Origin of the sequence: Clostridium sardiniense (assembly GCF_019753795.1) — a bacterium.
GTDB classification, from domain to species: domain Bacteria; phylum Bacillota; class Clostridia; order Clostridiales; family Clostridiaceae; genus Clostridium; species Clostridium sardiniense.
Window position 1 is genome coordinate 199,477 of sequence record NZ_JAIKTU010000001.1, and the last position, 23,230, is coordinate 222,706.

General features: G+C 28.1%; 19 protein-coding genes. 18 read left to right on the plus strand and 1 reads right to left on the minus strand.

Translation table 11 applies throughout. The annotated features are described in order from the left end of the window. Positions 1–296 precede the first annotated feature (296 nt). The 11 genes from K5V21_RS00815 (at position 297) to K5V21_RS00865 (ending at position 10,837) form a co-directional block, all read left to right on the plus strand. Complete coding sequence (locus tag K5V21_RS00815) at positions 297–980, plus strand: YitT family protein (RefSeq protein WP_221858347.1); 684 nt, start codon at positions 297–299, stop codon at positions 978–980. A gap of 303 nt (positions 981–1,283) precedes the next feature. Continuing rightward, positions 1,284–2,189 (plus strand): N-acetylmuramic acid 6-phosphate etherase, encoded by a 906-nt coding sequence (gene murQ, locus K5V21_RS00820; RefSeq protein WP_204593232.1) that lies wholly within the window; start codon positions 1,284–1,286, stop codon positions 2,187–2,189. Between the two features lie 12 nt (positions 2,190–2,201). Further along, the gene (locus K5V21_RS00825; protein ID WP_204593233.1) at positions 2,202–2,522 is read left to right on the plus strand and encodes a PTS lactose/cellobiose transporter subunit IIA; all 321 of its coding nucleotides are present in this window, start codon (positions 2,202–2,204) and stop codon (positions 2,520–2,522) included. 3 nt (positions 2,523–2,525) lie between these two features. Further along, the gene (gene anmK, locus K5V21_RS00830) at positions 2,526–3,716 is read left to right on the plus strand and encodes an anhydro-N-acetylmuramic acid kinase AnmK (protein ID WP_221858349.1); all 1,191 of its coding nucleotides are present in this window, start codon (positions 2,526–2,528) and stop codon (positions 3,714–3,716) included. Then, positions 3,691–4,044 carry a hypothetical protein gene (locus K5V21_RS00835; RefSeq protein WP_204593235.1) on the plus strand — a complete coding sequence of 118 codons (354 nt, stop codon included), beginning with the start codon at positions 3,691–3,693 and terminating at the stop codon, positions 4,042–4,044. Before anmK ends, K5V21_RS00835 begins: the two co-directional genes overlap by 26 nt. 62 nt (positions 4,045–4,106) lie before the next feature. Beyond that, positions 4,107–4,415: a PTS sugar transporter subunit IIB gene (locus tag K5V21_RS00840; RefSeq protein WP_221858350.1), complete on the plus strand. Its 309-nt coding sequence runs from the start codon at positions 4,107–4,109 to the stop codon at positions 4,413–4,415. A 29-nt stretch (positions 4,416–4,444) separates the two neighbouring features. Continuing rightward, positions 4,445–5,722, plus strand: a complete 1,278-nt coding sequence (locus K5V21_RS00845; RefSeq protein WP_204593237.1) for a PTS sugar transporter subunit IIC — start codon at positions 4,445–4,447, stop codon at positions 5,720–5,722. A gap of 169 nt (positions 5,723–5,891) precedes the next feature. After that, positions 5,892–6,992: a DUF871 domain-containing protein gene (locus tag K5V21_RS00850; protein ID WP_221858351.1), complete on the plus strand. Its 1,101-nt coding sequence runs from the start codon at positions 5,892–5,894 to the stop codon at positions 6,990–6,992. Between the two features lie 164 nt (positions 6,993–7,156). Beyond that, positions 7,157–8,977, plus strand: coding sequence for a glycoside hydrolase family 10 protein (locus K5V21_RS00855; protein WP_221858352.1), 1,821 nt, complete (start codon positions 7,157–7,159; stop codon positions 8,975–8,977). Between the two features lie 77 nt (positions 8,978–9,054). After that, positions 9,055–9,972: an N-acetylglucosamine kinase gene (locus K5V21_RS00860; RefSeq protein WP_221858353.1), complete on the plus strand. Its 918-nt coding sequence runs from the start codon at positions 9,055–9,057 to the stop codon at positions 9,970–9,972. A gap of 28 nt (positions 9,973–10,000) precedes the next feature. Continuing rightward, on the plus strand, positions 10,001–10,837 hold the full coding sequence (locus K5V21_RS00865; RefSeq protein ID WP_221858354.1) for a MurR/RpiR family transcriptional regulator: 837 nt from the start codon (positions 10,001–10,003) through the stop codon (positions 10,835–10,837). Positions 10,838–10,981: 144 nt separating this feature from the next. Here the strand turns inward: K5V21_RS00865 and K5V21_RS00870 are convergent, their stop codons facing one another. Then, on the minus strand, positions 10,982–11,950 hold the full coding sequence (locus K5V21_RS00870; RefSeq protein WP_221858355.1) for an arsenic resistance protein: 969 nt from the start codon (positions 11,948–11,950) through the stop codon (positions 10,982–10,984). 378 nt (positions 11,951–12,328) lie between these two features. Here K5V21_RS00870 and K5V21_RS00875 point away from each other — a divergent pair, with 378 nt between their 5' ends. From K5V21_RS00875 to K5V21_RS00905, 7 genes are all read left to right on the plus strand, one after another. After that, complete coding sequence (locus tag K5V21_RS00875; RefSeq protein ID WP_221858357.1) at positions 12,329–12,808, plus strand: SEL1-like repeat protein; 480 nt, start codon at positions 12,329–12,331, stop codon at positions 12,806–12,808. Between the two features lie 300 nt (positions 12,809–13,108). Further along, positions 13,109–14,293, plus strand: a complete 1,185-nt coding sequence (locus tag K5V21_RS00880; protein ID WP_221858359.1) for a C40 family peptidase — start codon at positions 13,109–13,111, stop codon at positions 14,291–14,293. Between the two features lie 258 nt (positions 14,294–14,551). Continuing rightward, positions 14,552–15,970 carry a hypothetical protein gene (locus K5V21_RS00885; RefSeq protein WP_221858361.1) on the plus strand — a complete coding sequence of 473 codons (1,419 nt, stop codon included), beginning with the start codon at positions 14,552–14,554 and terminating at the stop codon, positions 15,968–15,970. Positions 15,971–15,985: 15 nt separating this feature from the next. Beyond that, positions 15,986–16,684, plus strand: a complete 699-nt coding sequence (locus tag K5V21_RS00890) for an OmpA/MotB family protein (protein WP_221858362.1) — start codon at positions 15,986–15,988, stop codon at positions 16,682–16,684. A 9-nt stretch (positions 16,685–16,693) separates the two neighbouring features. Then, complete coding sequence (locus tag K5V21_RS00895; RefSeq protein WP_221858363.1) at positions 16,694–19,951, plus strand: hypothetical protein; 3,258 nt, start codon at positions 16,694–16,696, stop codon at positions 19,949–19,951. A 153-nt stretch (positions 19,952–20,104) separates the two neighbouring features. Beyond that, complete coding sequence (locus K5V21_RS00900) at positions 20,105–20,818, plus strand: M48 family metallopeptidase (RefSeq protein ID WP_221858364.1); 714 nt, start codon at positions 20,105–20,107, stop codon at positions 20,816–20,818. A 354-nt stretch (positions 20,819–21,172) separates the two neighbouring features. Then, a complete protein-coding gene (locus K5V21_RS00905; protein ID WP_221858365.1) occupies positions 21,173–23,005 on the plus strand; it encodes a PRD domain-containing protein in 1,833 nt (610 codons plus the stop codon). The last annotated feature ends 225 nt before the right edge of the window (positions 23,006–23,230 follow it).

The window sequence follows — 23,230 nt, forward strand, 5'->3', positions numbered from 1 at the left end:
ATTATTTTAAAACAAAGTCATTTCTATTTATAGAATATAAACAAAGTTATATTAGAAGATAGTTGGGTATATTAATATATTTAAAAATATAAGGAACTAAGAGTAAATCATACGAGATAATAGGAAGTGTGATGACGGAAGAGATGGATTCAATTTAATGCGTATTGCATTAAAATAGTACTAATAGACCTAAATAGGCAGGTTTGATATTAATTGAATATAATAATATAATTTTAATAAGGGTGTTAATGATTTAAACAATTTATATCAAACAAAGAATTTAGGAGAGTGATATTTTGTGTTCGACGAGAAAGAACCTGAGAAGCGTATTATTAGTAATAATTGGCTCAGGTATCTTAGCTTTTGGAAGCTATAATTTTAATTATCAAAATGGTGTAACAGAGGGAGGAGTATTAGGATTAATACTCTTAGTGAAAAATGTCTTTGATATTTCACCATCAATAACAAATCTTATAATTGATTTCTCATTATTTGCACTTGGTGCAAGATTTTTTGGGAAGAGATTCTTATTATGTTCAATATTTGCAACAGTATGTTTCTCAACTTCATATGGTATATTTGAAAGAATAGGTTTTGTTGTACCAAATTTAAACGAGCATATGTTATTTGCGAGTATATTTGCAGGAATATTTGTAGGAATTGGAGCTGGACTAGTACTTCGTGGAGGAGGAGCGTCAGGTGGAGATGATGTTATTGCACTTTTAGGTAATAAATTTACACCCCTTAAAGTAAATCATGTTTATTTATTAAGTGATGCAATAATTCTTATAATATCTTTAGTTTATCTAGACCTTATACAAGTTATGTTTTCTATTGTAGCTGTGCTTATAAGTGGTAAATTAATAGGTATTATATATGAATACAAAAATGATGATATACAAGATAATAATGTTGAAGATAAAGGTACTGAAGATGCTGAAAATAATGAGGGAATAAAAGGTGATTCATTAACAGCATAGTATATTATAGATTTTTTAGAGTAGTTTTTTAACTACTCTTTTTATTTTGAATAAATTTAGGAACGATAATATATATTACTGCTTAGGAATAAGTAGATGTAAGAAAATTTATAAGAATAAAATTAAGGATAGATACTGTGTAAAATAAAATTTCGAAATATAATTAAAATAATTGAAATTTTATTTATGAAAACTATTGCAAATAAAATATAGCATGATATAATAAAGATGAAATTAAATTTCTTTTTAAAATATAGAAATGTTGAAATTTTATTTCAAACAAAAGGGAGATGAGGGAGAAAGATGCAGGTGAATTTAAAAAGATTAGATACGGAAAAAAGAAATTGTAATAGTAAAAATATAGACAAGCTCTCAACAAGAGAAATTGTGAAATTGATAAATGACGAAGATAAGAAAGTTGCACTTGCAGTTGAAGAAGTATTACAAGATATAGCTAATGCTATTGATTTAATATATGGACAGATCAAAAGAAGCGGGAGATTAATTTACATAGGGGCTGGAACTTCAGGTAGACTTGGCGTGTTAGATGCATCAGAGTGTCCACCAACTTATGGAGTTAGTTTTGATTTAGTAAGAGGAATAATTGCAGGTGGAGAAGGTGCTATGTTTAAAGCTAAAGAAGGTGCAGAAGATTCCAAAGAGCTTGCAGTAGAGGATTTAAAATCTATAGGGTTTAATGAAAATGATGCTTTAGTTGGAATTGCAGCATCTGGGAGAACTCCATATGTAATAGGTGGACTTGAATATGCAAGAGAAATTGGTGCAAAGTCTGTTTCCATATGTTGCGTTAATAATGGGGAAGTTTCTAAGTATTCAGATATATCAATAGAAGTTATCCCAGGTGCAGAAGTTGTTACTGGATCTACTAGAATGAAAGCTGGAACTGCGCAGAAGATGATTTTAAACATGATTTCAACTGGAGTTATGATAAAGTATGGTAAGGTATATGAAAATTTAATGATAGACTTAAAGCCTACAAATAAGAAATTAGTTGAGAGAGCTAAAGTAATAATAATGGAATCTACAGGATGTGAGAGAGAAACTGCAGAAGAATTTTTCTACAAATCTTCTGAAAACGTTAAACTGGCGATTTTTATGATTCTTTCAGGGTTAGAAGTTGAAGATGCAATTAAGGCGCTAGAAGAAAGCGAAGGCAGAATATCACAAGCATTAGAAAGATTAAAATAGGAGGAAAGATTTATGAGTAATTTAAATATGGAAGAAATAATTTTTGAGATAATAGGTAATGCAGGAGAAGCAAAGGGGTTAGCCTATGAAGCTTTAAGTGCCGCACAAGAAGGAGAATATGAAAAAGCAGATGAGCTTTTAAAAGAAGCTGATAATGCATTATTAAACGTTCACTCAGTCCAAACAAAATTAATTCAAGAAGAAGCAGCAGGAAGAAAAACAGAAGTATCATTACTTATGGTACATGCACAAGACCATCTAATGGCAGCTATAGAATCAAAGACTTTAATAGAAGGTATGATAAAACTTCATAAAAAGGTTGATGGGAAATAAAAAATGTTAGCTGTAGGATTGATGTCAGGTACATCATTAGATGGCATAGATGCTGCATTAGTTGAGATTAAAGGGTGTGGATTAAATACGGAAGTTAATCTAGTGGAATTTGAAACTTACAAAATTCCAGATGAAATAAAGAGTGAAATAAAGAGAGCTTGTTTAGAGGATAAATCATCAGTAGATTTAATCTGTAGTTTGAATTTTAAGCTTGGAGAGCTATTTGCTGATGCTGTAATCAATATTTGTAATAAGGCTAATATTGATATAAGTAAATTAGATTATGTAGCATCTCATGGGCAAACTATATACCATATTCCTAGAAACAAATGTGATTTAGTTAAATCTACTTTGCAGATAGGAGAAGCAAGTGTAATTGCATATAGAACAGGCACACTTGTAGTATCTAATTTTAGGGTTATGGATATGGCAGCTCATGGAGAAGGGGCTCCACTTGTTCCATATACAGAGTATATTTTGTATAGCGAAAAAGGAAAAGGAGTAGCCCTTCAAAATATAGGTGGAATAGGGAATGTAACATTTCTACCAGCAAGTAATTGTATAGATGATATCTTTGCCTTTGATACAGGTCCTGGAAATATGGCTATTGATGAAGCTTGCAATATACTATTTGGTATTCCTTATGATAAAGATGGAGAGATAGCATCGAAAGGAATAGTTAATAATGAAATGTTAGATGAACTTATGAGTATCAAATATATTAATGAAAAACCACCAAAAACAACAGGAAGAGAAGATTTTGGACAAAGATTTGTTGAAAAAATCATATCTAAATATAGCAATTTAAAGGGTGAGGATATAGTAGCCACATTAACAATGTTTACTGCAAAAACAATATCCCATAATTATAAAAAGTTTATCATTCCAAATAATAAATTGGAAAGAGTAATAATAGCAGGTGGTGGAGCTCATAATAAGACTTTAATTAGATTTATAAAAGAAGAGTTAGAAGATATTGATGTATTAATACAAGAAGATATAGGCTTTTCATCAGATGCTAAGGAAGCAATAGCATTTGCTGTATTAGGAAATGAAACATTAAATAACAATTTTTCAAATGTTCCATCAGCGACTGGTGCAAAGGAGAAAGTGATATTAGGTCAGATAACAATGAGTCCAAGAGTATTTATGGAAGGAGACAGAAAGTATGGTTTCAAAATGTGTAAAGAGTAAAAAAACTACTCAAGTTAAAGCATTTGCAAATGGTAGAACAGATTATGGGATTCCAACTTTTAGCTTTAAAAGTAGCTTAGTGATTATGCTAGGTGCAGTGATTTCAACATTTATTGTACCATATATACTTAGTTTTATTGGAATAGATTTCAAAACAGGAGTAGTAATTGGAAATGCTACAATTACAAGTTATACACTGGCTTATTCAAGATATTTCATAGAAACTAATAAGAAGTACTGCAAAGGATTTTGGATGACATATGGAGGGTTTGCATTAGCATTTTGCATAATAGCATTTTTCTGGATGTATTTAGGAGCCTATATTTAAAAGATTATATTTAAAATTTATATTAAAAAATTAATTAAAAGAAAATTTTAGGAGGATTTATTATGAAAGTATTATTTGTTTGTTCTCAAGGAATGTCAAGTGCAATAGCTGTAAATGCACTAAAAAAAGCAGGAGAGAAAGCAGGATTAGACATGGAAGTTTTAGCTGTTAGTACTCAAGAGTTTGAAGAAGAAGTAAAAGATGGATATGATATTGCAATGGTTGCACCACAAGTTAGACATAGATTTGATTACTTAAAGGAATATGCAGATAGTGCAAACGTTCCATGTGTATTAATTAAACCACAAGCTTATAGCCCACTTGGAGGTCCTAAACTTTTAGAACAAGTTAAGGAAACTCTTAAATTATAATTTTTATTTAAAATGGGGGAGGGAATTATATGTTAGAGAAAATTACTGACTTTTTAGAGAACAAGCTATCAATGCCAATGGCAAGGTTAGCTGAACAAAGACATCTACGTGCTATTCGTGATGGTATCATAGCAACTCTACCACTTATTATTGTAGGATCATTCTTCTTAATTATTGCATTTCCACCATTACCTGATTCATGGGGAATAACACAATACTTGAAAGAAAACGCAAGTACAATTTTATTACCTTATCGTATGACAATGTATATTATGACCATGTATGCGACTTGGGGTATAGGGTATAGCCTTGCAAAATCATATAAGCTTGATGGAGTTACAGGCGGAATATTAGCTGCAATAGCATTTATGATGACTATTGTTCCTCAAGTTGTTGAAGGTATGGGATTTGTAATGCCTATGGGTAACATGGGTGGAGGCGGAATGTTCGTTGGAATAGTTGTTTCTATATTTGCTGTAGAGGTTCTGAGGTTTACTACAACAAAGAACTTTAGAATAAAGATGCCAGAACAAGTTCCACCATCAGTTGCAAGATCATTTGAAGCACTTACACCTACTGCAATAGTTATATTATTTATGGGTGTTGTATCATACTTCTTAAAATTTGATTGGCATGGATTTATAGCAAAGGTTGTTGATCCATTAGTATCAGCATCAGATACATTACCAAGTGTTTTAATATTAGTATTCTTAATTACATTATTCTGGTCATTTGGTATTCATGGAGTATCAATTATAGGATCACTTGCTAGACCATTATGGTTACAACTTTTAGATCAAAACACTGCAGCAGTAGCAGCAGGACAAACAGCAACAGGAATAGCAGCAGAACCATTCTATCAATGGTTTATATGGGTCGGAGGATCAGGAGCTACAATAGGACTTGTAATATTAATGGCTACAATATGTAAGTCAAAGTATGGTAAGAGCCTTGGAAGAACAGCTTTAGTTCCAGGAATATTTAACATAAACGAACCAGTAATATTTGGAGCACCGATAGTATTAAATCCAATACTTATAATACCGTTCGTAATAACTCCAATGGTTTCAGCTATAGTAGCTTGGTTTGCCATGAGCTTCGATCTCGTAAATAAAGTTACAGTGACAGCACCATGGACACTTCCAGGACCTATAGGAGCATTCCTAGCAACTGGAGGAGACTGGAGAGCTTCTGTTTTAAATATAATATGTATAATAATTTCACTAATAATCTACTATCCATTTGTAAAAATGTATGATAAAAAATTATTAGCTGAAGAGACAACTGGAGAAGGAAATATAATCTAGTAAATATAATAATGACTATGGGAATGCTCAATGGAGGAAAATATATATCTCTTCATTGGGCATTCTGATTAATAAATAAAAGTAAAATATATTGTAAAAAGCGTCATTATGTAATGTATAGCAAATATTTTAATAAGTAAATAAAAGTAAGATTTGAGGAGATGTTAGTATGGGAAGACTTGGAATATCAATATATGAAGAAAAGAGTACAGAAAAAGAAATATATGAATACATAGATAAGGCAAAGGAATGTGGATTTAGCAGAATTTTCTCATGCCTTTTATCGGTTAAAGATAGTAAAGAGAATATAATTAAAAAGTTTAAAGGTATAAATACTTATGCTAAAAATAGAGGTTTTGAAGTTATAGTGGATGTAAGCCCTAGGATATTTGATGAGCTTGGCATAAGTTATAAAGATTTAAGCTTCTTTAAAGAGATTGAAGCTGATGGATTAAGACTTGATATGGGATTTACAGGACTTGAGGAATCTTTAATGACTTTTAATAAAGAAGGATTAAAAATTGAAATAAATATGAGTAATAATACAAGTTATATAGATACAATAATGGACTATATGCCAAATAAAGATAACTTAATAGCTTGCCATAATTTTTATCCTCATAGATATAGTGGATTAAATTTCGATCATTTTGTTAAGTGTACAGAGAGATTCAATAAATATGGTTTAAGAACAGCTGCATTTATAACTAGTCAGAATAAGGATAGTTTTGGACCATGGCCTGTAACTGATGGGCTACCAACTTTAGAGATGCATAGAAATATACCAATAGAAGTACAAGCAAAACATTTAATCGCTATGGGAAACATAGATGATATTATAATTTCAAATTGCTATCCAACAGAGGCAGAGCTTTTAAAACTTAGAAATATGAGAAAAGATATGGTGACATTTGAAGTTAGATTAGAGGAGAATGTACCAGAAATAGAGAAGAAGATTTTATTTGAAGAACTACATTTTAATAGAGGGGATTTCTCAGATAATTTAATAAGATCAACAGCAAGTAGAGTAAAATACAAAGGTCATGATTTTAAGGTTTTTAATCCAAAGGAAGACATTAAAAAGGGAGATATAATAATCGAAAGTAGTGAATATGGTCATTATGCTGGAGAGCTTCAAATTGCGAGAAGCGATATGAAAAACAGTGGTAAATCAAATGTAGTTGGAAGAGTAAGAGACGAGGAGATATTCTTATTAGATTATATTAAGCCATGGCAAAAGTTCACTTTTACTTCTATGGAAAACTTATAAATTAAAATAATAGTTAATAAAGATATAAGCAGTATATTGGATGGATTACAAGAAAATTTAATTTTTTACATTTAAACTGAGCAGAATTAATAAAAAATATTATAAGGTACCAAACATTTAGCAATTAAGCTAATTTAGTATTTAAAAATTAGGGGGAAATATTAATGGTAAGGAAAAAGTTTATTTTATTATCAACAGTATTAGCTGCATTAATGGGAGGACAGACTATAATAACATCTGCAAGTAGTATTAAAGAAGAACCACTTTTCAAGTATGGAACTAATGAACCTATACTATTACACGGGGAGCAAATTACAGTACCATCTAAATTTCAGGATAAAAAGGAGGATTTTAGAGCAACTTGGGTATCTACGGTAAGCAATATAGACTTTCCTAAAATAGCTAAAGAGGAAGAGTTTAGATTTGAATTTACAAAGGTAGTAAAAAAGGTAAAAGAATTAGGTCTAAATGCTGTGATTTTTCAAGTGAGACCTATGTTAGATGCTTGGTATCAATCTTCAATAAATCCATCATCAGAATTTATTGATGGAACTCAAGGTGGGAAATTAAGCTTTGATCCACTAAAGATTGCGATAGAATTAGCACATAAGGAAGGGTTAGAGCTCCATGCATGGTTTAATCCTTATAGGGTAACTAATAAAACTACCGATTATAGAAGAAAAGAAGATAAGCTAAAAGAATTAGACGATATGAATTTTGCTAAAAAGAACCCTGATTTAGTATACGAATTTGCAAATAAGCTATATTTAGATCCAGGTAGACCAGAAGTCCTTAATCATATAGTAGACACAATAGAGGAAGTTTTAAATAATTATGATGTAGATGCAATGCATTTTGATGATTATTTCTATCCATATAAAACAACATTTAAGAAAGTACTAGGCTATGATGAAAATGGAAAACCTATAGTAGATACAAATAGCACTACAATGGCAATGAGAGATAGTGATGCTGATTTTGAAACATTTAAAAATTATAATAGAGGTTTTGATGATATCCATAAATGGAGAGAAGACAATATAAATTTACTTGTAAAAGAAGTAAAAGATACTATCTCAAATCATAATAATAAAACGAAAAGTAGTGTTCAATTTGGTATAAGTCCATTTGGAATATGGGGACATGCTGAAGAAATAGAGGGGGGATCACATACACCTACTACATCTACAGCAAGTATAAACGATTATGTAAATACAAGAAAATGGGTTAAGGAAGAAATGGTAGATTATTTAATACCACAAATATATTGGCAATTTAATCAACCAGCAGCACCTTACGGAGAGTTAGTTGATTGGTGGAATGAGCAGTTTGAAGGTGTAGAAGAAACACAATTATATATTGGACATCCAAATTATAAGATAATAGAAAACTCAGCAAAAGATTTTGATAATCCTGATGAGATACCATCACAGTTAAGATTTAATCAGAAATATGATAATGTAAAAGGTAGTGCATTTTTCTCTTATAATAAGCTAGATGGAAGAAACCATATAAAATTAATGAGTTCATATGATCTTATAGGAGCAAGGTTTAATTTAGATAATAGAATTGAAAGTATGAATACAGTAAATAGAGATGATGTTAACAAGAAAACTACAGAGACAATACAAGAATATTATAAAACTTCTGCTAAAACTCCAGCAAAGCCTTGGTTAGATCATGAAAAGACTTCGGCGGTAAATGGTTTAAATGGAAAGAATAAGGATGGGAAAGTTACTTTAAGGTGGAAAGATAAAAATAGTGATACTAGATTTTATCAAATATATAGAGTAGAAGGCAGGGTTAAAAATATAGATAGAAATGATGCTAAGAATGTTATAGCACGTTTTGGGATAGATAATGGAACACAATTTACAGATAATACGGCTGATAGCAAAAAGACTTATACTTATGGAGTAACTATTATAGATAAAGCAGGTAATGAATCAGATATTAATACATTTACTGTAAAGGGTAAAAAATAATCTATATAAACTATTAAAATAATTTTTATATAAATAAAATAAGGATGGATTAGTTTAGAATAAAGGAGCAGAAGTATATGTACTATTTAGGAATAGATGGTGGTGGCACCAAAACACAATTTACAATAATAAATGAAAATGTAGAGGTTATTCAATCCATAAAAAAAGGTACATCCCATTTTAAACAGATTGGCTTGGATGGAGTAGAAAATGTTTTAAGAGATGGGTTAAATGAAGTATTACTTGAAAGTGGTATAAGTGTAGATGAGATAAAGGGAGTAGGTATTGGGATTGCAGGGTATGGAAATATACAGAAGGATAGAGAAGGTCTTGAAAGAGTTGTAGAAAGAGTATTTAAGGATTTTAAATATACTTTAAGAAATGATGTTGAGATAGCTTTAGCTGGAGCATTAAATGGAGAAGATGGTATAGTTATAGTTTCAGGAACAGGATCTATAGCATTATCTAAAATAGGTGATAAGTATAAGAGATGTGGAGGCTGGGGATATTCTATAGGGGATGAAGGGTCTGCTTACTGGATAGGTAAAAGAATTATAGAGACATTCTCTAAAGAAGCTGATGGAAGATTGGAAAAAACACATATATATGAGATAATTAAGAAAATGTTAGCTCTATCAAATGACTATGATATTATTAAATATATTAATGAGGATATAAAAGCTGATAGGTTGGAAGTAGCAAAATTTTCAAAGGTTTGTTTTGAAGCAGCAAAGCTTAGAGATAAAAATGCAATTAATATATTCAATTCTGCATCAAAGGAACTTTCAGAATTGATAAATCTATTAATGAAAGATTTTGAAGGTTATAATATAAAAGTATCTTATCTTGGTGGCGTATTTAAATCAGGAGAATTTATTTTAAATCCATTAATAGAATTATTAGATAAAAAATGTGTTTTAATTCCTCCAAAATATACAGCGGATATAGGAGCGGCCATAATTGCATTAAAAAATGATGAGTACAAGGTACTTTAGTATTACAAATGAAATTAGGAGATGAAATATGAGTTGTTTATATATTATAAGACAAGGAATGAATGGATTTACAGATGTTGAAAAAAAGATAGGTAAATATATTCTTTCAAATAAAGATGAGGTAATTAATATTTCAGCACAAGAACTTGCAGATAAGGTATCTGTATCACCAGCTGGAATAGTTAGATTCTCAAAAAAGTTAGGCTTTAAAGGCTTTACTGCTTTAAAGGTAGAACTTGCAAAGGAAAATGAAGAGGAAATAGTAGATTTTAGCGAGATGATTAGTGAAGATGATGATACAAAAACCATGATAAAAAAAGCTATAAGATCTAATATTAATACATTAGAGCAGACATGTAAGCTTATAAATATTGATGTAGTAAATAATGCAATAGATACTATAGCTAATGCAAAAAAAGTATATCTTTATGGTGTTGGTGCATCAGGACTTATTGCCTTAGATTTTCAGTATAAATTACTTAGAATAAAAAAAGATGTAATATATAACCATGATTCTCATATACAACTTGCTACTGCATCTCATATAGAAAAAGATGATGTAGCTATAGGAATAAGCTACAGCGGTGAAACAAAGGAAATTAATATTGCCATAAATGAAGCTAAAAATAATGGTGCTAAAACTATTGCTATAACAAAATATAATAGTAGTACGTTATCAAAAAATGCTGATATGTGTCTTTATATACCAAATGAAGAAAAGGAACTAAGACTTGGGGCTATAGCGTCAAGAATGTCAGCTTTAACATTAATTGATATTTTATATCTTGGAATTGTAAAGGGTAATATATCAAAAACGAAAAACTATATTACTGAAACTAGAAAAATAATTGAAAAAATAAAATAAGAAAATTAATATAAAAACTAAAATAATGATGCCTAGCAATTAGATAAAATTAATTGCTGGGCAGCATTATTTTTAAATTACTATTTATTTGTATTCGTAAGTCTTAAATAATAAGTATGTTAATTGAAGTAGTTTTTGCGATTTTTAAGTACACTCTTTTTGTCTACTTTGCTTAAATAATAATATTCTAGATACAGCCATTAAAACTGGAATCTCAATAAGTGGTCCAACTATAAGGGCAACAGCAATCATAGGTCTATCAGAGAAATAAGCTACAGCAATTGCAAGAGCTATTGGTGAATTTCTAGCTAATGTAGTTAAATTTAAAGCTGCTGTATCTTCATAGGGCATATTTAACTTGAACCCAATAAACTGCCCAAGTAAGAATACTATAAAGAAAAATAGTAATAAAGGAATTAGTAGTTTTAAAAATATGCTTGGATGTGATAAAAATACCTTTCCTTGTGATGCAAACATTGAAAGTATAGCTAAATTTAAAAACCATCCTTGAAGGCTGCAACATTTTTTTGATACTGTTTCATTAAAATATGTATATCCTTTAATCTTAATAATTATATTTCTAATTATTATAGAAAGTATAAGAGGAATAATTAAATTTATTATAGTACTACTTATTAGTTCTATTGAATTAAACTTAATACTTGTACCGCATATTAATAATACATATAAAGGTAGTAATACAATTTGAAGTATAAAGTTTAATGGAAGAAGAGATGCACCAAGAGCAGTGTTCCCTTTAGCTATCTCTGTGAAGATTAAATACCAATCAGTACAAGGGGTAACAGTAAGCATAACAAATCCAATTAATAAATCAGCTTCATTAATTAAAAATAATTTACCTAATATAAATATTAGCATAGGTGTTATTATAAAATTTATTATTATTGCTGTAGAAGTGAATTTTATATTTTTTAAAGAAGTCTTTATGTTTCCAAAGGGAATCTGAAGAAATAATAAAAATAGCATTAATGTAAGAAATGGCATGATAAGCTTATCAGATAGATTAGATATAAAGTCTAATTGTCCAATAAAAATACCAATAAAAGCTATAATAATTATAATCAAGCTTTGGAACTTATCTTTTGTATCCAATTTAATGTCCTCCTAATATAAGTTTTCTAAACTCTAATATAGAAGTATATCATTAATGATAATTAATATCAATTTCGAGAAAATAAGAAGAAACCATAGCTAGGTTGTTAAGGGTGTAACAGCTAACTATGATTCGATTTAATATATTATTATATAAGAAGTAAAAATAATAAATTGATATAACTATAAATGTTAATTAAATGATAACAGATAGTTAATAGCCTTTACGAATTAAAGTATTATCATAGTAAATGATACATACTTTTTATACCTATAATTAATAAATTAGAATTATCAATAAAATAGCTAAAATTAAATTTAATAATTTAGATACATAGCTGTTAAATAGAAATTTGATAAAACTAGGAGATGACGAGAATGGACTGGGTACCATTTAAAAAGATAGAAAAATCAATAACAAACAGACTTCATAAAAGAGATAAAAAGAAATATGGCATATATGAAGCTGAAGTAGAAGAGATGGAAGAATTTTTAGCTATTGATGATTGTGATGAATTAATTAGACAAGGATATAATTTTTTAGAAGGTAAAAATGGCTTTGATAAAAATATTAGAAAGGCCATTTCTTTATTTGAAAGAGCAGAATCATTTGCAAGTGTACATGCAGCAATGATTTTATGTATAATTTACTCTAAAGGTGGTAGAGAAGTTAAGGCTGATGGATCTAAGAGTCATTACTATTATAAGCTTGCAGAAAAGCATATGAAATCTACTAAAAGTGAAGCAAAATCTGCTATGAAAATTTTAGAAAAAGGTGATGGTAATTTAATAAAATCTAATGATAATAGATTAGATGGACTTAAAAAGCTTGCGAAGGAGCTAAATAAGGGAAATTGATATTAAATTCAGAAAATAAAAAATATTTAACAGCTAAAATAATAAGCCTAGTACAATGAATTTATTGTACTAGGCTTATTTAATTTATCAAAATATCAAAAATGTTAAATGTTTTTAATGAAAATATAAATAGACAATGTAGGAAATTAGGGCCAATATTTGAAAATGTAACTATCATGTTATAGAATGTTAACAAATATCATATTTTGTTGACAAATAAGACTTGAAAATAAATTAAATTCTTTTTATGTTAACTAAAAAAAATACAAAAGCAATAAAAAAACTGGAGGATTTATAAATATGATAAAAAGAAAAGTAAGTAAAATACTGGCTATAGCTACTATATTCTGTTCGGCAATTGCAATTACACCTAACGCTACACAAGCTAATGCAACTCAGTTTAATGCGGAGAGAAGCTCTGTATCAATTGGTAAAGTTACAGCAAAAAGTGGACTAAATATTAGAAAAAGTGCAACTACAAGTTCACAAATACTTAGAACTATTCCTTATAATGGACAAGTCAATATAAAGAGTAAAAGTGGAAGTTGGTACTATATAGAATACAATGGTACTCAGGGCTATGTAAGTGATAGTTATATAAATCAAATTTCAAGTGGTAATTCAGGAAGTAATTCAAATGCACAAACTCAAACAACTGGAACTGGAAGAGTTACAGCAAGAAGTGGGTTAAATTTAAGAAAGAGTGCATCTACAAGTTCAGGGATAATAAGAACTATCCCATATAATGGACAAGTCAATATAAAGAACAAAAGTGGAAGTTGGTATTATGTAGAATATAATGGCTCTTATGGATATGTAAGCGATGATTATGTTCAAAAGACTTCAAGTGTCAGCTCTAATTCACAAGATTCAAGCAGCAATTCAAATACGCAAACTCAAATAAATGGATATGGAAAAGTTACAGCAAGAAGTGGATTAAATTTAAGAAAAGGCGCATCTACAGGCTCAGGATTAATAACAACTATTCCATACAACTCTCAAGTTAAATTAAAGAGTAAAAGTGGAAACTGGTACTATGTAGAGTATAATGGTTCTTTAGGATATGTAAACGCAGATTATGTACAAAAAACTTCAGGTAGTAGTTCAAATTCACAAAATACAAATAACACATCTTCTAAATACAATAAAGTTTTGAGTGCTATGAAATCTCAAATTGGTAAGCCATATCTTTATGGAGGATCGTCACCATCAACAGGTTTTGATTGCTCTGGACTTATGCAATGGGGATTTAAACAAGCTGGAATTAACATAGGTAGAACTACTTATGACCAAGTAAAAGCAGGTTCAGCTGTAAATATTAATAGTGCAAAACCAGGAGATTTATTAGTTTATTCTAGTAAGGAACATATTGGTATGTATATAGGAAATGGACAATGGATAGAAGCACCTAGTACAGGAAAAACTGTAAGAATTGCGAGTGTACCTTGGAACAAGATAGGATATGCAAGAAGAGTAATAAATTAATATAAGTTTTTAAAGTAAGACCTTTTAGGTAGTTTTAATAAAACTATTTAAAAGGTCTTTTATTTTATAGTTTCCTATTACTCCCAAAAGTCATCAAATGAGCTCTAAATTTTATAAAAATGTAACGCTATAAAGAGATAACCTTTAAATTATGAAGATATAATTCTTAAAATATAATTAGTAATTAGAAATTTAGAATATTTAAAGATATAAAATAATAAAAATACAGTAATATTAAGTTTTTTGGAGGGGTATAATTTGAACGTTATTTCAGAAATTTTTGGCTCAATGATAAGTCAAGGAATACTAGGGTGGGCTGTTATATTTGTTATTTTAGCTCTTGGAAGTTATGGAGTATATTTAAGTATTAAACTTAAGAGAAATTATGAAGGGTTAAGGGAGGAATTTGAAAGTAGCATAGTTATAAATGAAGATACAGGAGAGAAGGATCTTAAGGGGACAGCACTTTATGAAATATCAGAAGAATTTAAAATGAGTGCAAGCAAAGGAACAGAGAATATTAATACTGAAGTCCTTATGGAGAAAAATTTAAGAAAATATATAAATATTAATGAAAGAGTAATTCATTTACTACCATCTACTTCTATTGCATTAGGTATTCTTGGAACATTTTTAGGTCTGACTGTCGCAATTCACTCAACTAATGGTGTGTTAGAGTCTGGAATTAAAACCATGGATGTATTTTTAAATAAGATGGGGGTGCCACTACAAGGTATGGCTAGTGCCTTCTGGACAAGTATCTTTGGTGTAATAATGTCACTTGTTTTAAATTCTGTAATACAAATGGTAAAAAGAGAAAAGGAAGAATTCTATGATGATGTTGAAGATTATTTAGATAATATTTTATATAGTGAACATGCTTTTAGCTTTGTAACTCAATTTGAAAGATTTAATGATACTATATCAGCTTCTATGATTACATTAACTAAAGAGATGAGATCATTATTCCAAGAAGGAATTGATGAACTAGTTTCAAACATAAATAAAAATACTATCGATATGACTGAGTCTGCAAAAGTTTTATCTAATTACACTAAGGATTTAGAAATGGTTATATCATCCCTTAATAAATCAGTTGATAACTTTAAAGAGCCAATTGATATGTTTAAGTCTTCAATAGATGATTTTGATATAACAACTGAAAAATTAGAATTTGTTATGAATACTTCAGTAACTAGACTTTCTGATAAGATAGATGTTTTATCAGAAGTATTAAATAAGCTTGATATGAGTATAGAAGGAGAAAAGGAATCTATCGAGCTTATAAATGAAGAGTTTAGAGGTTATAAAGAAGGTTTAGATAAGAGCTATAGAGAGCTTATACGTGGAACAGAGAATATCAATAAATCAATTGAAGATAGTAATAGTCGTGCAAGTGAGCAAATTGAAAGCTTAAGAGAAGGATATGCAGGCTTTGAATCTGGCATAAATGACTTTGTATCTAATGTAGAAATGTTAAGAGAAGGAATAGGAGAAGTTATATCTAAGGTATTAAGAGAGGAACTTGCAAATATTTCAGAGGAAATATCAAATAAACTTCAAAAATCAATTAGAGGAATTGAAGAGGCAACAGAAAGCTTAAGCTACAATACAAGAACTGTTGGGGAACTTGTTCGTGCAACAAATGAATGGGTAGCTGCAACTAGTGATGAGTAGGGGAGGCGAAGCTTTATGAAGATAAGAAGCAGAAAGTATAGGACTAGGGAAGAGGGTCCATCTTACTGGCCTTCTTTTGTAGATGTAATGACAGCAGCTACATTAGTTTTCTTCTTCCTTATGATTATATCTATGACAGTTTCTTCTCTATTCGTAGATAATATATCTAAAAAGAGAGAAGAGATTTATAATTCAATTCAAGAGAATCTAGATAAGAATGAAGTCAATGAATATATTATGTACTTTGATAGAGAAGAAGGAAAGATGGTTTTAAATACAGAAACATTCTTTGATACTGATAAATGGATATTAAAAGATGAAGGAAAAACTCTAGCAAATCAGCTTAATAAGATATTTTATCTACTTTTAAATGAAAAAGGAATAGCACCTGAAATTGAGTATATAGAGGTTGTAGGACATACAGATTATGCAGGAGATACAATTTCAAATAGAAAACTTTCTACAGAACGTGCTATGAGCTTTTTAAATGCTATGGTTCCGATGGATAGTCCTTTAGAAAATGAATTTGGAGGAAAGTTTAAAGCCGCTGGTATGTCAGAATTTGAAACTAATCCAGATAAGAAAGATAGAGATAAAAAAGAGTATTCTAAGGAAGATATTGAAAAGACTAAGGATCAAAGAAAGATTGAAATAAAAATGGTATTTTCTAATAGAGATTTAGAAGAGGCTATAAGGTCTAGAGCAAGTGAGTAGGAGGGCTTTATGAGTAATATGATTTATAGAGATTATGAGGAAATTACAACAGATGATGCCTTTAGCTATAAAGAAAGTACTTCCTTAGAAGATAAAGTTTTGTATTACAAAAAAGATATTGGACTTCATAAAAGATTTGAAGTTAAGTATGAAAGTGATGGGCCACTTTATGATATAAGAGTTATTCATAATGATCATAATGAAATTATAAAGTGTGATGTATTTAATACTATTGATGAAAAGAAAGTTAAGATAGCTGTTGATATTCCAAAAGGTCTTACTAGAGAATACAGTTTTAAAGAGACAATTCTTATATATACAGATTATGATATTAGAGAATTTTCATTTTCTATTGAATGTATAGATGGAAGTTCCAACGAAAATAATATTATAAAACTTGAAGAGATTTTATTTTTTAATAGAAGTGAAGAGAATCTATTAAAGATAGTAAATGGAATAAAAAGAGTTGATGATATATTAGAAATTACAAAGAAAGCACCAGCTATATTAAATAATGAGCTTAGTATAAATACTTATATTAAAATAATAAAAAGGTGTAGGTCTTTAAGCAAAGAGAATATCAAGCTTTCAATGTTTTGTGAGGAACTTCTAAAAAAGAAAGGAATACTTCTAAAGGATATTATAGAACCACTTAAAGATATGTATAAGAAAGGATTAGTCACTAAAAATACAAGAGATGTATTAAGATACCTAAGAATAGGTAGCTCCAGTGATGAAGAACTTAATGCTGCATTAATAAATGTTAAAGTTAAGCTTAAGGTTGTTGATGAAGAATTTATACATGGATTAATAATTCTATATAGTAGGTCAGATAATAAGAAATCATTAGATAAGATTTTAAATATTATTCTATATTCTGATAATGTTAAGTATAATGACGAGCTATTAAAGATAATATTTGATTTCTATAGGAGAAATAATGATGTAAATTCTTTAATTATTGTATGTAGAGAGCTTAAAAATAGGGGAATACCTTTAAAGGATTATGGTATACAAATTAAAGATAGAAATTTACTTGTTAAAGCCTACAGAAAGAATATATTAATAGATTGGAAAGAGCTTTTAGAATACTCAGAAGATTATTATAAAAGAAGTATTTATATAAGGGATGCTTTAGTAAATATATTAGAAGAAATTATTACAAAGGGAAAAGATAAGGATAAGAGATATATTTGTGTAAAGTATAAAACAGTAATAAGAGATTTAAGTAATTATAGTAGAGTAGTTTATAGATATTATATAGAAAATGTAATGGATTCTTACACTAAAAAGAATTTAGATAAGATTATAACATTAGAAAATTACCTAAATAATATTGGCGAAGGTATTGAAGATTCTAAAAGGATAGAGATACTTGAGAATATAATAGATTTTTATATAAAAAATGGAGATGAAAAGAAGTATATATCTTATTTGAAATACTATATTGTTAACTTAGCTACACGGGATGAAAACAAGTGTCTTAAGAGAATTATAGAAAATAATCTTTTAAATATAGAATTCTTAGGAACTTTTATAATGAGAGATGGTCTTGCAGAAGTATGTAGAGATGATGACATTTTAGAGATTGTAACTAAGGGAGTAATTAAAAATAAGAAGCAGGATCTTTTAGTTGTTATATTAAAAGAATATAAGAAGATGGAAAGAAAAGATAAGTATATTCCTATATTAAAAGAGCTTATTATAAACGGAAGTTTCATAAATAATTATGCTTATAATAAGCTTATAATTCCAATATATAATGAACTTCCAAATGATGAAAAAATAGATATATATGAGCTTCTGATAAAGAGAAAAGATCTTCCAATAAGCTTTAGAGAAAAAAATTATAATATCTATAGAAGTAAGGAGAATGAAACTTGTATAGTAAAAAATTTCTTAAATGGAAATTCAGATAGTGCACTTTCCAAAACTCTTGCCCTTAAAGAATGTTTTAATAGTGATGAGGAATTTTTAAAGACTATACAAAAAGGAAAAGATGATCCAGAAGTCTTAGCTATCGTATTAAAAAAGATAGAGAGTAAATTCTACAAAGATAAGGATTATGTTAAAAAATTAATATCACTATTACGATCAAAAAATAAAGAGATTAAGAAGATTGAAGGATATATAAGAGATTATTATAAGTATAAAGATAATCTTAAACTTCTATATATCTTTGGAAATATGAGAGTTTTAAGAAGAAAATCATCTAATGTATGTGATTTTGTAATACTAAAGGGAATATTTAATAAAGAAGAATCAAAGGGATACCTATTTAAAAGTGATGGTTCTAAAAATATAATTAAAAAATATCTAAAAGAAGCTAGTATAGGATTTAGAGAAATAGATTCAAAAATTTTAATTATAAATAATGAAATAGAAGATATAAAAAAAGAAAAGAAAGATACAATTAGCCTAGAGATTAGAAATATACTAAATCTTATAAAACTTCAACAAGGACTAATACTAAATGGAAGCATGATAGTTGATTTTAGAGCGAATTCATTTAAATATATAAATGGAGTAATATTGCCTAAGAATTTAGAAGATTTAGTTCCTTATAAGAAGGAGTATGTATGCAGGAATAGGGAGCTTTTTGAGAATGATAAGATTGTTACTAATGATAAAGGAAGGCTAATTATAAATGAAAAGAATATAGTTAATTTAATAAAGTATTTTTTACATTTAAGGCTTGAATTAATAGACAAGAAATCATTAGATGAAAATGAATTTAGGGTATTAAATTCTATTATGAAAGATATAATTCAAAATAAGGAAGTAAATACTTATGGAGGATTAAGAGATGCTTTAAAAAATACAGATAAATCATCAGTTGAAGAATTTAAAGTATACAAGTATCCTAAATATTTAGAAGAATATCCAAAGCTTAAAAATCTATTTAAAGAGAGGGTTCTTGAGCTCATTCTTAATAGAGGAGATACTAGAAAAAGGGCAAAAGAAATTGCTATAAATTATGATTTAGAGGTATCTAAAAAGGAAGAGTATTTCAGCTACTTAATTGATTGTTTTAATGAGCATTACTTTGATTTAGATATGTTTGAACTTCAAGAGATTTATGAAAAAGTAATAGCAATGATAAAAGAAGATAGCACTATAACTAGAAATTTCCAAAATGAACTTATAGAGCTATTTTTAAATACACCTAAAAAGTGCAATTATGATAGCCTTGAAGTGTTAATGGAAGTTAGAAGTTTAGCTGGGATAGAGAATCTTCAATATATAGAAGAGAAAATGATAAGTTAATTAGAAAAATAGATATAGTGGAAGCATTATATCTATTTTTATTTTATAATTTAAAAGTTTCCAAAGTTTTAATAATTACTGCTTATTGATAATTATTATCTAAAGTTATAATATATAAATGAAAATAAATTTATATATTATTAGGAGAAGAAAATGAAAAAGCTTAACATAACTCATAATGGTGAGATTATTACATTTACTCTTATAAGAAAAAATGTAAAGAATATAAACCTTAGAGTTAAAGGAACAGGAGAAACTATAGTAACAGCAAATCCTAGGGTTGATGAAGAGTATATTATAGATTTCTTAAAGAGAAAAATGCCTTGGATAATAGGACATAGAGAGAAGTTTAAAGAGAGAAGAGAATCAATTCAAAAAGAAAAGGATAGAACTAGCGAAGATAGTATTTGGTATCTTGGAAAGGTATATAAAGTTAAAGCCGTTAAGAGTGAAAAAGAATATGTAAAGCGAGGAAAAGATGATATTTATGTATTTTTAAAAGATAAGGATAATGAGAAAAGAGTTAATACACTTTTAAGCAAGTGGTATGGAGAGAGTTGCTTAGAGGTATTCACATCTATATATGGAAGTATGTTTAAGAAATTTGGTTCTTATATGATTCCACATGTTGATATAAAGGTTAGAAAAATGAAAAGTAGATGGGGATCTTGCAATCCAGTAAAGAAAAGAGTAACTCTAAATAGTGAACTTATGAAAACACCAATGGAGTGTATTGAATTTGTAATAGCTCATGAGCTTGCCCATTTAGTTGAAGCAAATCATAGTAAAGCTTTCTATGAGGTTTTAACTAAGGTAATGCCAGACTGGAAGAAAAGAAAAGAAGTATTAAATAAGTTTTGTTTATAGAATGAACTTTTATAGCTTATTTAGGAGCATAATATTTTTTATAATCTTTTAATTTTTAAGAATATAAGAAACATTATGTTCCTATTTATTTTTATTAAAATTAATTTTTTATTCTGAATATGAAGGTTTAAAAGCTTATAAGAAGTTTACATATGATTAATTTATAATAATATTAGAGTGTTAATTGTATATATATATAGTTATGCGAAGTAAGACTTAAGGATTTATCATTTAATATAATAAGCACTGTATATTTTACTTGATAGATGATATAATTTCAAATGAAAAGGATTAAATTAAAATAATAATTTAAATAAAGTATAGATTTAACCGTAGTATAATGGGGGGACAAAATTGAGTAATAAAGAAAAAATTGAGATATGTTTAGCAGAACTAACAGATGAAGCATTTAAATCTAATAGAAGTGGTGGAGTAGAAACCCTTGAAATATCAGAACGATTAAATTTAAGAAGAAATGTTGTTAGCCATTATTTAAACGTTTTAGTAGCAGAAGATAAAGTTATCAAAATAAAAAGTAGACCTGTACAATTTATTCACAGAGAGACTTTAAATAAGTATAGAAATAAAAAGAGTAGTGAAATAAAAGATGGATCTATTGAAGGAGTTATATATAATGAATTTATGTCTATAAGTAATTTACTTATAGAATATGATGAAAATAGATTAAGCTTAAAAGAAATTAGAAAAGAGATTAGCATAATAATGAATAAATGTTTAAGCAGTATTGTATATAGTGAAAATCCTGCTAAAAATGATATTTTGGAGAAAGAATATTTAAATATAATTAGCAAGTCTCTTGAAATAGTTCATGATAATTATGGACTTAAATATTATGGGAATACTGCTAAAGTATTCAGTAGAATAATCTTATTTTTTATGAAACATAAATGTCTAAATTCTGTATGGTCAGAGGAAGAGAAAAAGAAACTTCAAGAAATATTAAATAGAAAGTTATCTAAAGAATACATAATGGTAAATAAGCTTACCTTAAATATTAAAAATAATATGGAGTGTGACATAGGTTTTAATACTAAGCTTTTTATAACACTATATATTTTAATTACAATGAAAAATAATAATTTAAAGGTGAATGCCTTAATAATTGCTCATGGGTATTCAACTGCAAGTAGTATTGCAAGTACAGTAAATCAATACTTTGGAGAGTTTATATTTAATACATTTGATATACCTATAAATATGCCAAAGGAAGAGATTGTACGAATAATAAAGGAATATATAAAATCAGTAGATAATGAGGAAGATACAATAGTTTTAGTTGATATGGAATCGCTACTGTCTATCGCTAGTGATTTAGAGGATATAGTACAGGGGGATATTGGAGTTATAAATAATATAACAACAAATGTTGCTATAAATATTGCAGAGAAGATGATAGATGGGAAAGGCATACCAGATATAATTGACTACATAAAAAAAGAAGAAAAGTCAAAATGTAGACTTATTAAAGGTAAAAAGAAAAAGAAAGCTATACTTACAACATGTATTTCTGGAATAGGTACTTCTGTAAAAATAAAAGAATTACTTTTAAAGTGTATAGGGGATGTAGATATCGATATAATCCCTTATGAATATGGAAGTCTAGCTAATAAAGGAATTGATGATGAAATTTTTTCGAAGTATGATGTAAAGCTTATAATAAGTACAACCAATCTGAAAATAGACGGTATAAACTGCATCTTATTAGAAAGTCTAATAAATTCTGATTCAGATAGAAAGCTTGAAAAATTATTATTAGAGTTTTTGGATAAAGAGCATATTAAGATTATAAGAAGAGACATTGCAAAGATGTTCTCACTTCAAAATATAATAAATCAATTAACTATATTAAATCCAAATAAGATAATAAATGAAGTTGATATAATAATAAGTAAAATGGAAAGAAAGTTTAAAAAAGTATTTTCATTAGATCTTAGGATGCTTTTATATATTCATATAAGCGTTATGATAGAGAGGCTTATATTAAATCAAGGAATGGTCTTTGAAGAAGATGATAGGAAGTATGTTAAGAATAATAAAAAGATTATAGAAGTCATAGAAGATAGCTTTAAAGATACTGCAAAAGAATATAATTTTTACTTAACAACTAAAGAAATTCAAATCGTTCAAGAAATAATAGAAAGTAGATTAGGGAAGATAAAAGTTTAATATTTAAATAAAAAAGAAGTGAGCCATATGGCTCACTTCTTTTTTGAAGAATTTAAGCTGTATCTTATCTTTATAAAAATGATACTTTTATTTTAATATAAATTAATGAAAATCCTATTAACAAAATATTTGTTTTTGCTTAAGAATATATTAAACAATTCTGACTTTGAAATTTTTATTATAATTATAAATGGAGTTAAATTCATGAATGAAAATTCTAAATAT

Coding starts and splice junctions, on each gene's coding strand:
- K5V21_RS00860 (WP_221858353.1), top strand. CDS start 9,055: ATGTACTATTTAGGAATAGATGGTGGTGGCACCAAAACACAATTTACA.
- anmK (WP_221858349.1), top strand. CDS start 2,526: ATGTTAGCTGTAGGATTGATGTCAGGTACATCATTAGATGGCATAGAT.
- K5V21_RS00850 (WP_221858351.1), top strand. CDS start 5,892: ATGGGAAGACTTGGAATATCAATATATGAAGAAAAGAGTACAGAAAAA.
- K5V21_RS00840 (WP_221858350.1), top strand. CDS start 4,107: ATGAAAGTATTATTTGTTTGTTCTCAAGGAATGTCAAGTGCAATAGCT.
- K5V21_RS00845 (WP_204593237.1), top strand. CDS start 4,445: ATGTTAGAGAAAATTACTGACTTTTTAGAGAACAAGCTATCAATGCCA.
- K5V21_RS00875 (WP_221858357.1), top strand. CDS start 12,329: ATGGACTGGGTACCATTTAAAAAGATAGAAAAATCAATAACAAACAGA.
- K5V21_RS00880 (WP_221858359.1), top strand. CDS start 13,109: ATGATAAAAAGAAAAGTAAGTAAAATACTGGCTATAGCTACTATATTC.
- K5V21_RS00855 (WP_221858352.1), top strand. CDS start 7,157: ATGGTAAGGAAAAAGTTTATTTTATTATCAACAGTATTAGCTGCATTA.
- K5V21_RS00865 (WP_221858354.1), top strand. CDS start 10,001: ATGAGTTGTTTATATATTATAAGACAAGGAATGAATGGATTTACAGAT.
- K5V21_RS00890 (WP_221858362.1), top strand. CDS start 15,986: ATGAAGATAAGAAGCAGAAAGTATAGGACTAGGGAAGAGGGTCCATCT.
- K5V21_RS00825 (WP_204593233.1), top strand. CDS start 2,202: ATGAGTAATTTAAATATGGAAGAAATAATTTTTGAGATAATAGGTAAT.
- murQ (WP_204593232.1), top strand. CDS start 1,284: ATGCAGGTGAATTTAAAAAGATTAGATACGGAAAAAAGAAATTGTAAT.
- K5V21_RS00900 (WP_221858364.1), top strand. CDS start 20,105: ATGAAAAAGCTTAACATAACTCATAATGGTGAGATTATTACATTTACT.
- K5V21_RS00895 (WP_221858363.1), top strand. CDS start 16,694: ATGAGTAATATGATTTATAGAGATTATGAGGAAATTACAACAGATGAT.
- K5V21_RS00835 (WP_204593235.1), top strand. CDS start 3,691: ATGGTTTCAAAATGTGTAAAGAGTAAAAAAACTACTCAAGTTAAAGCA.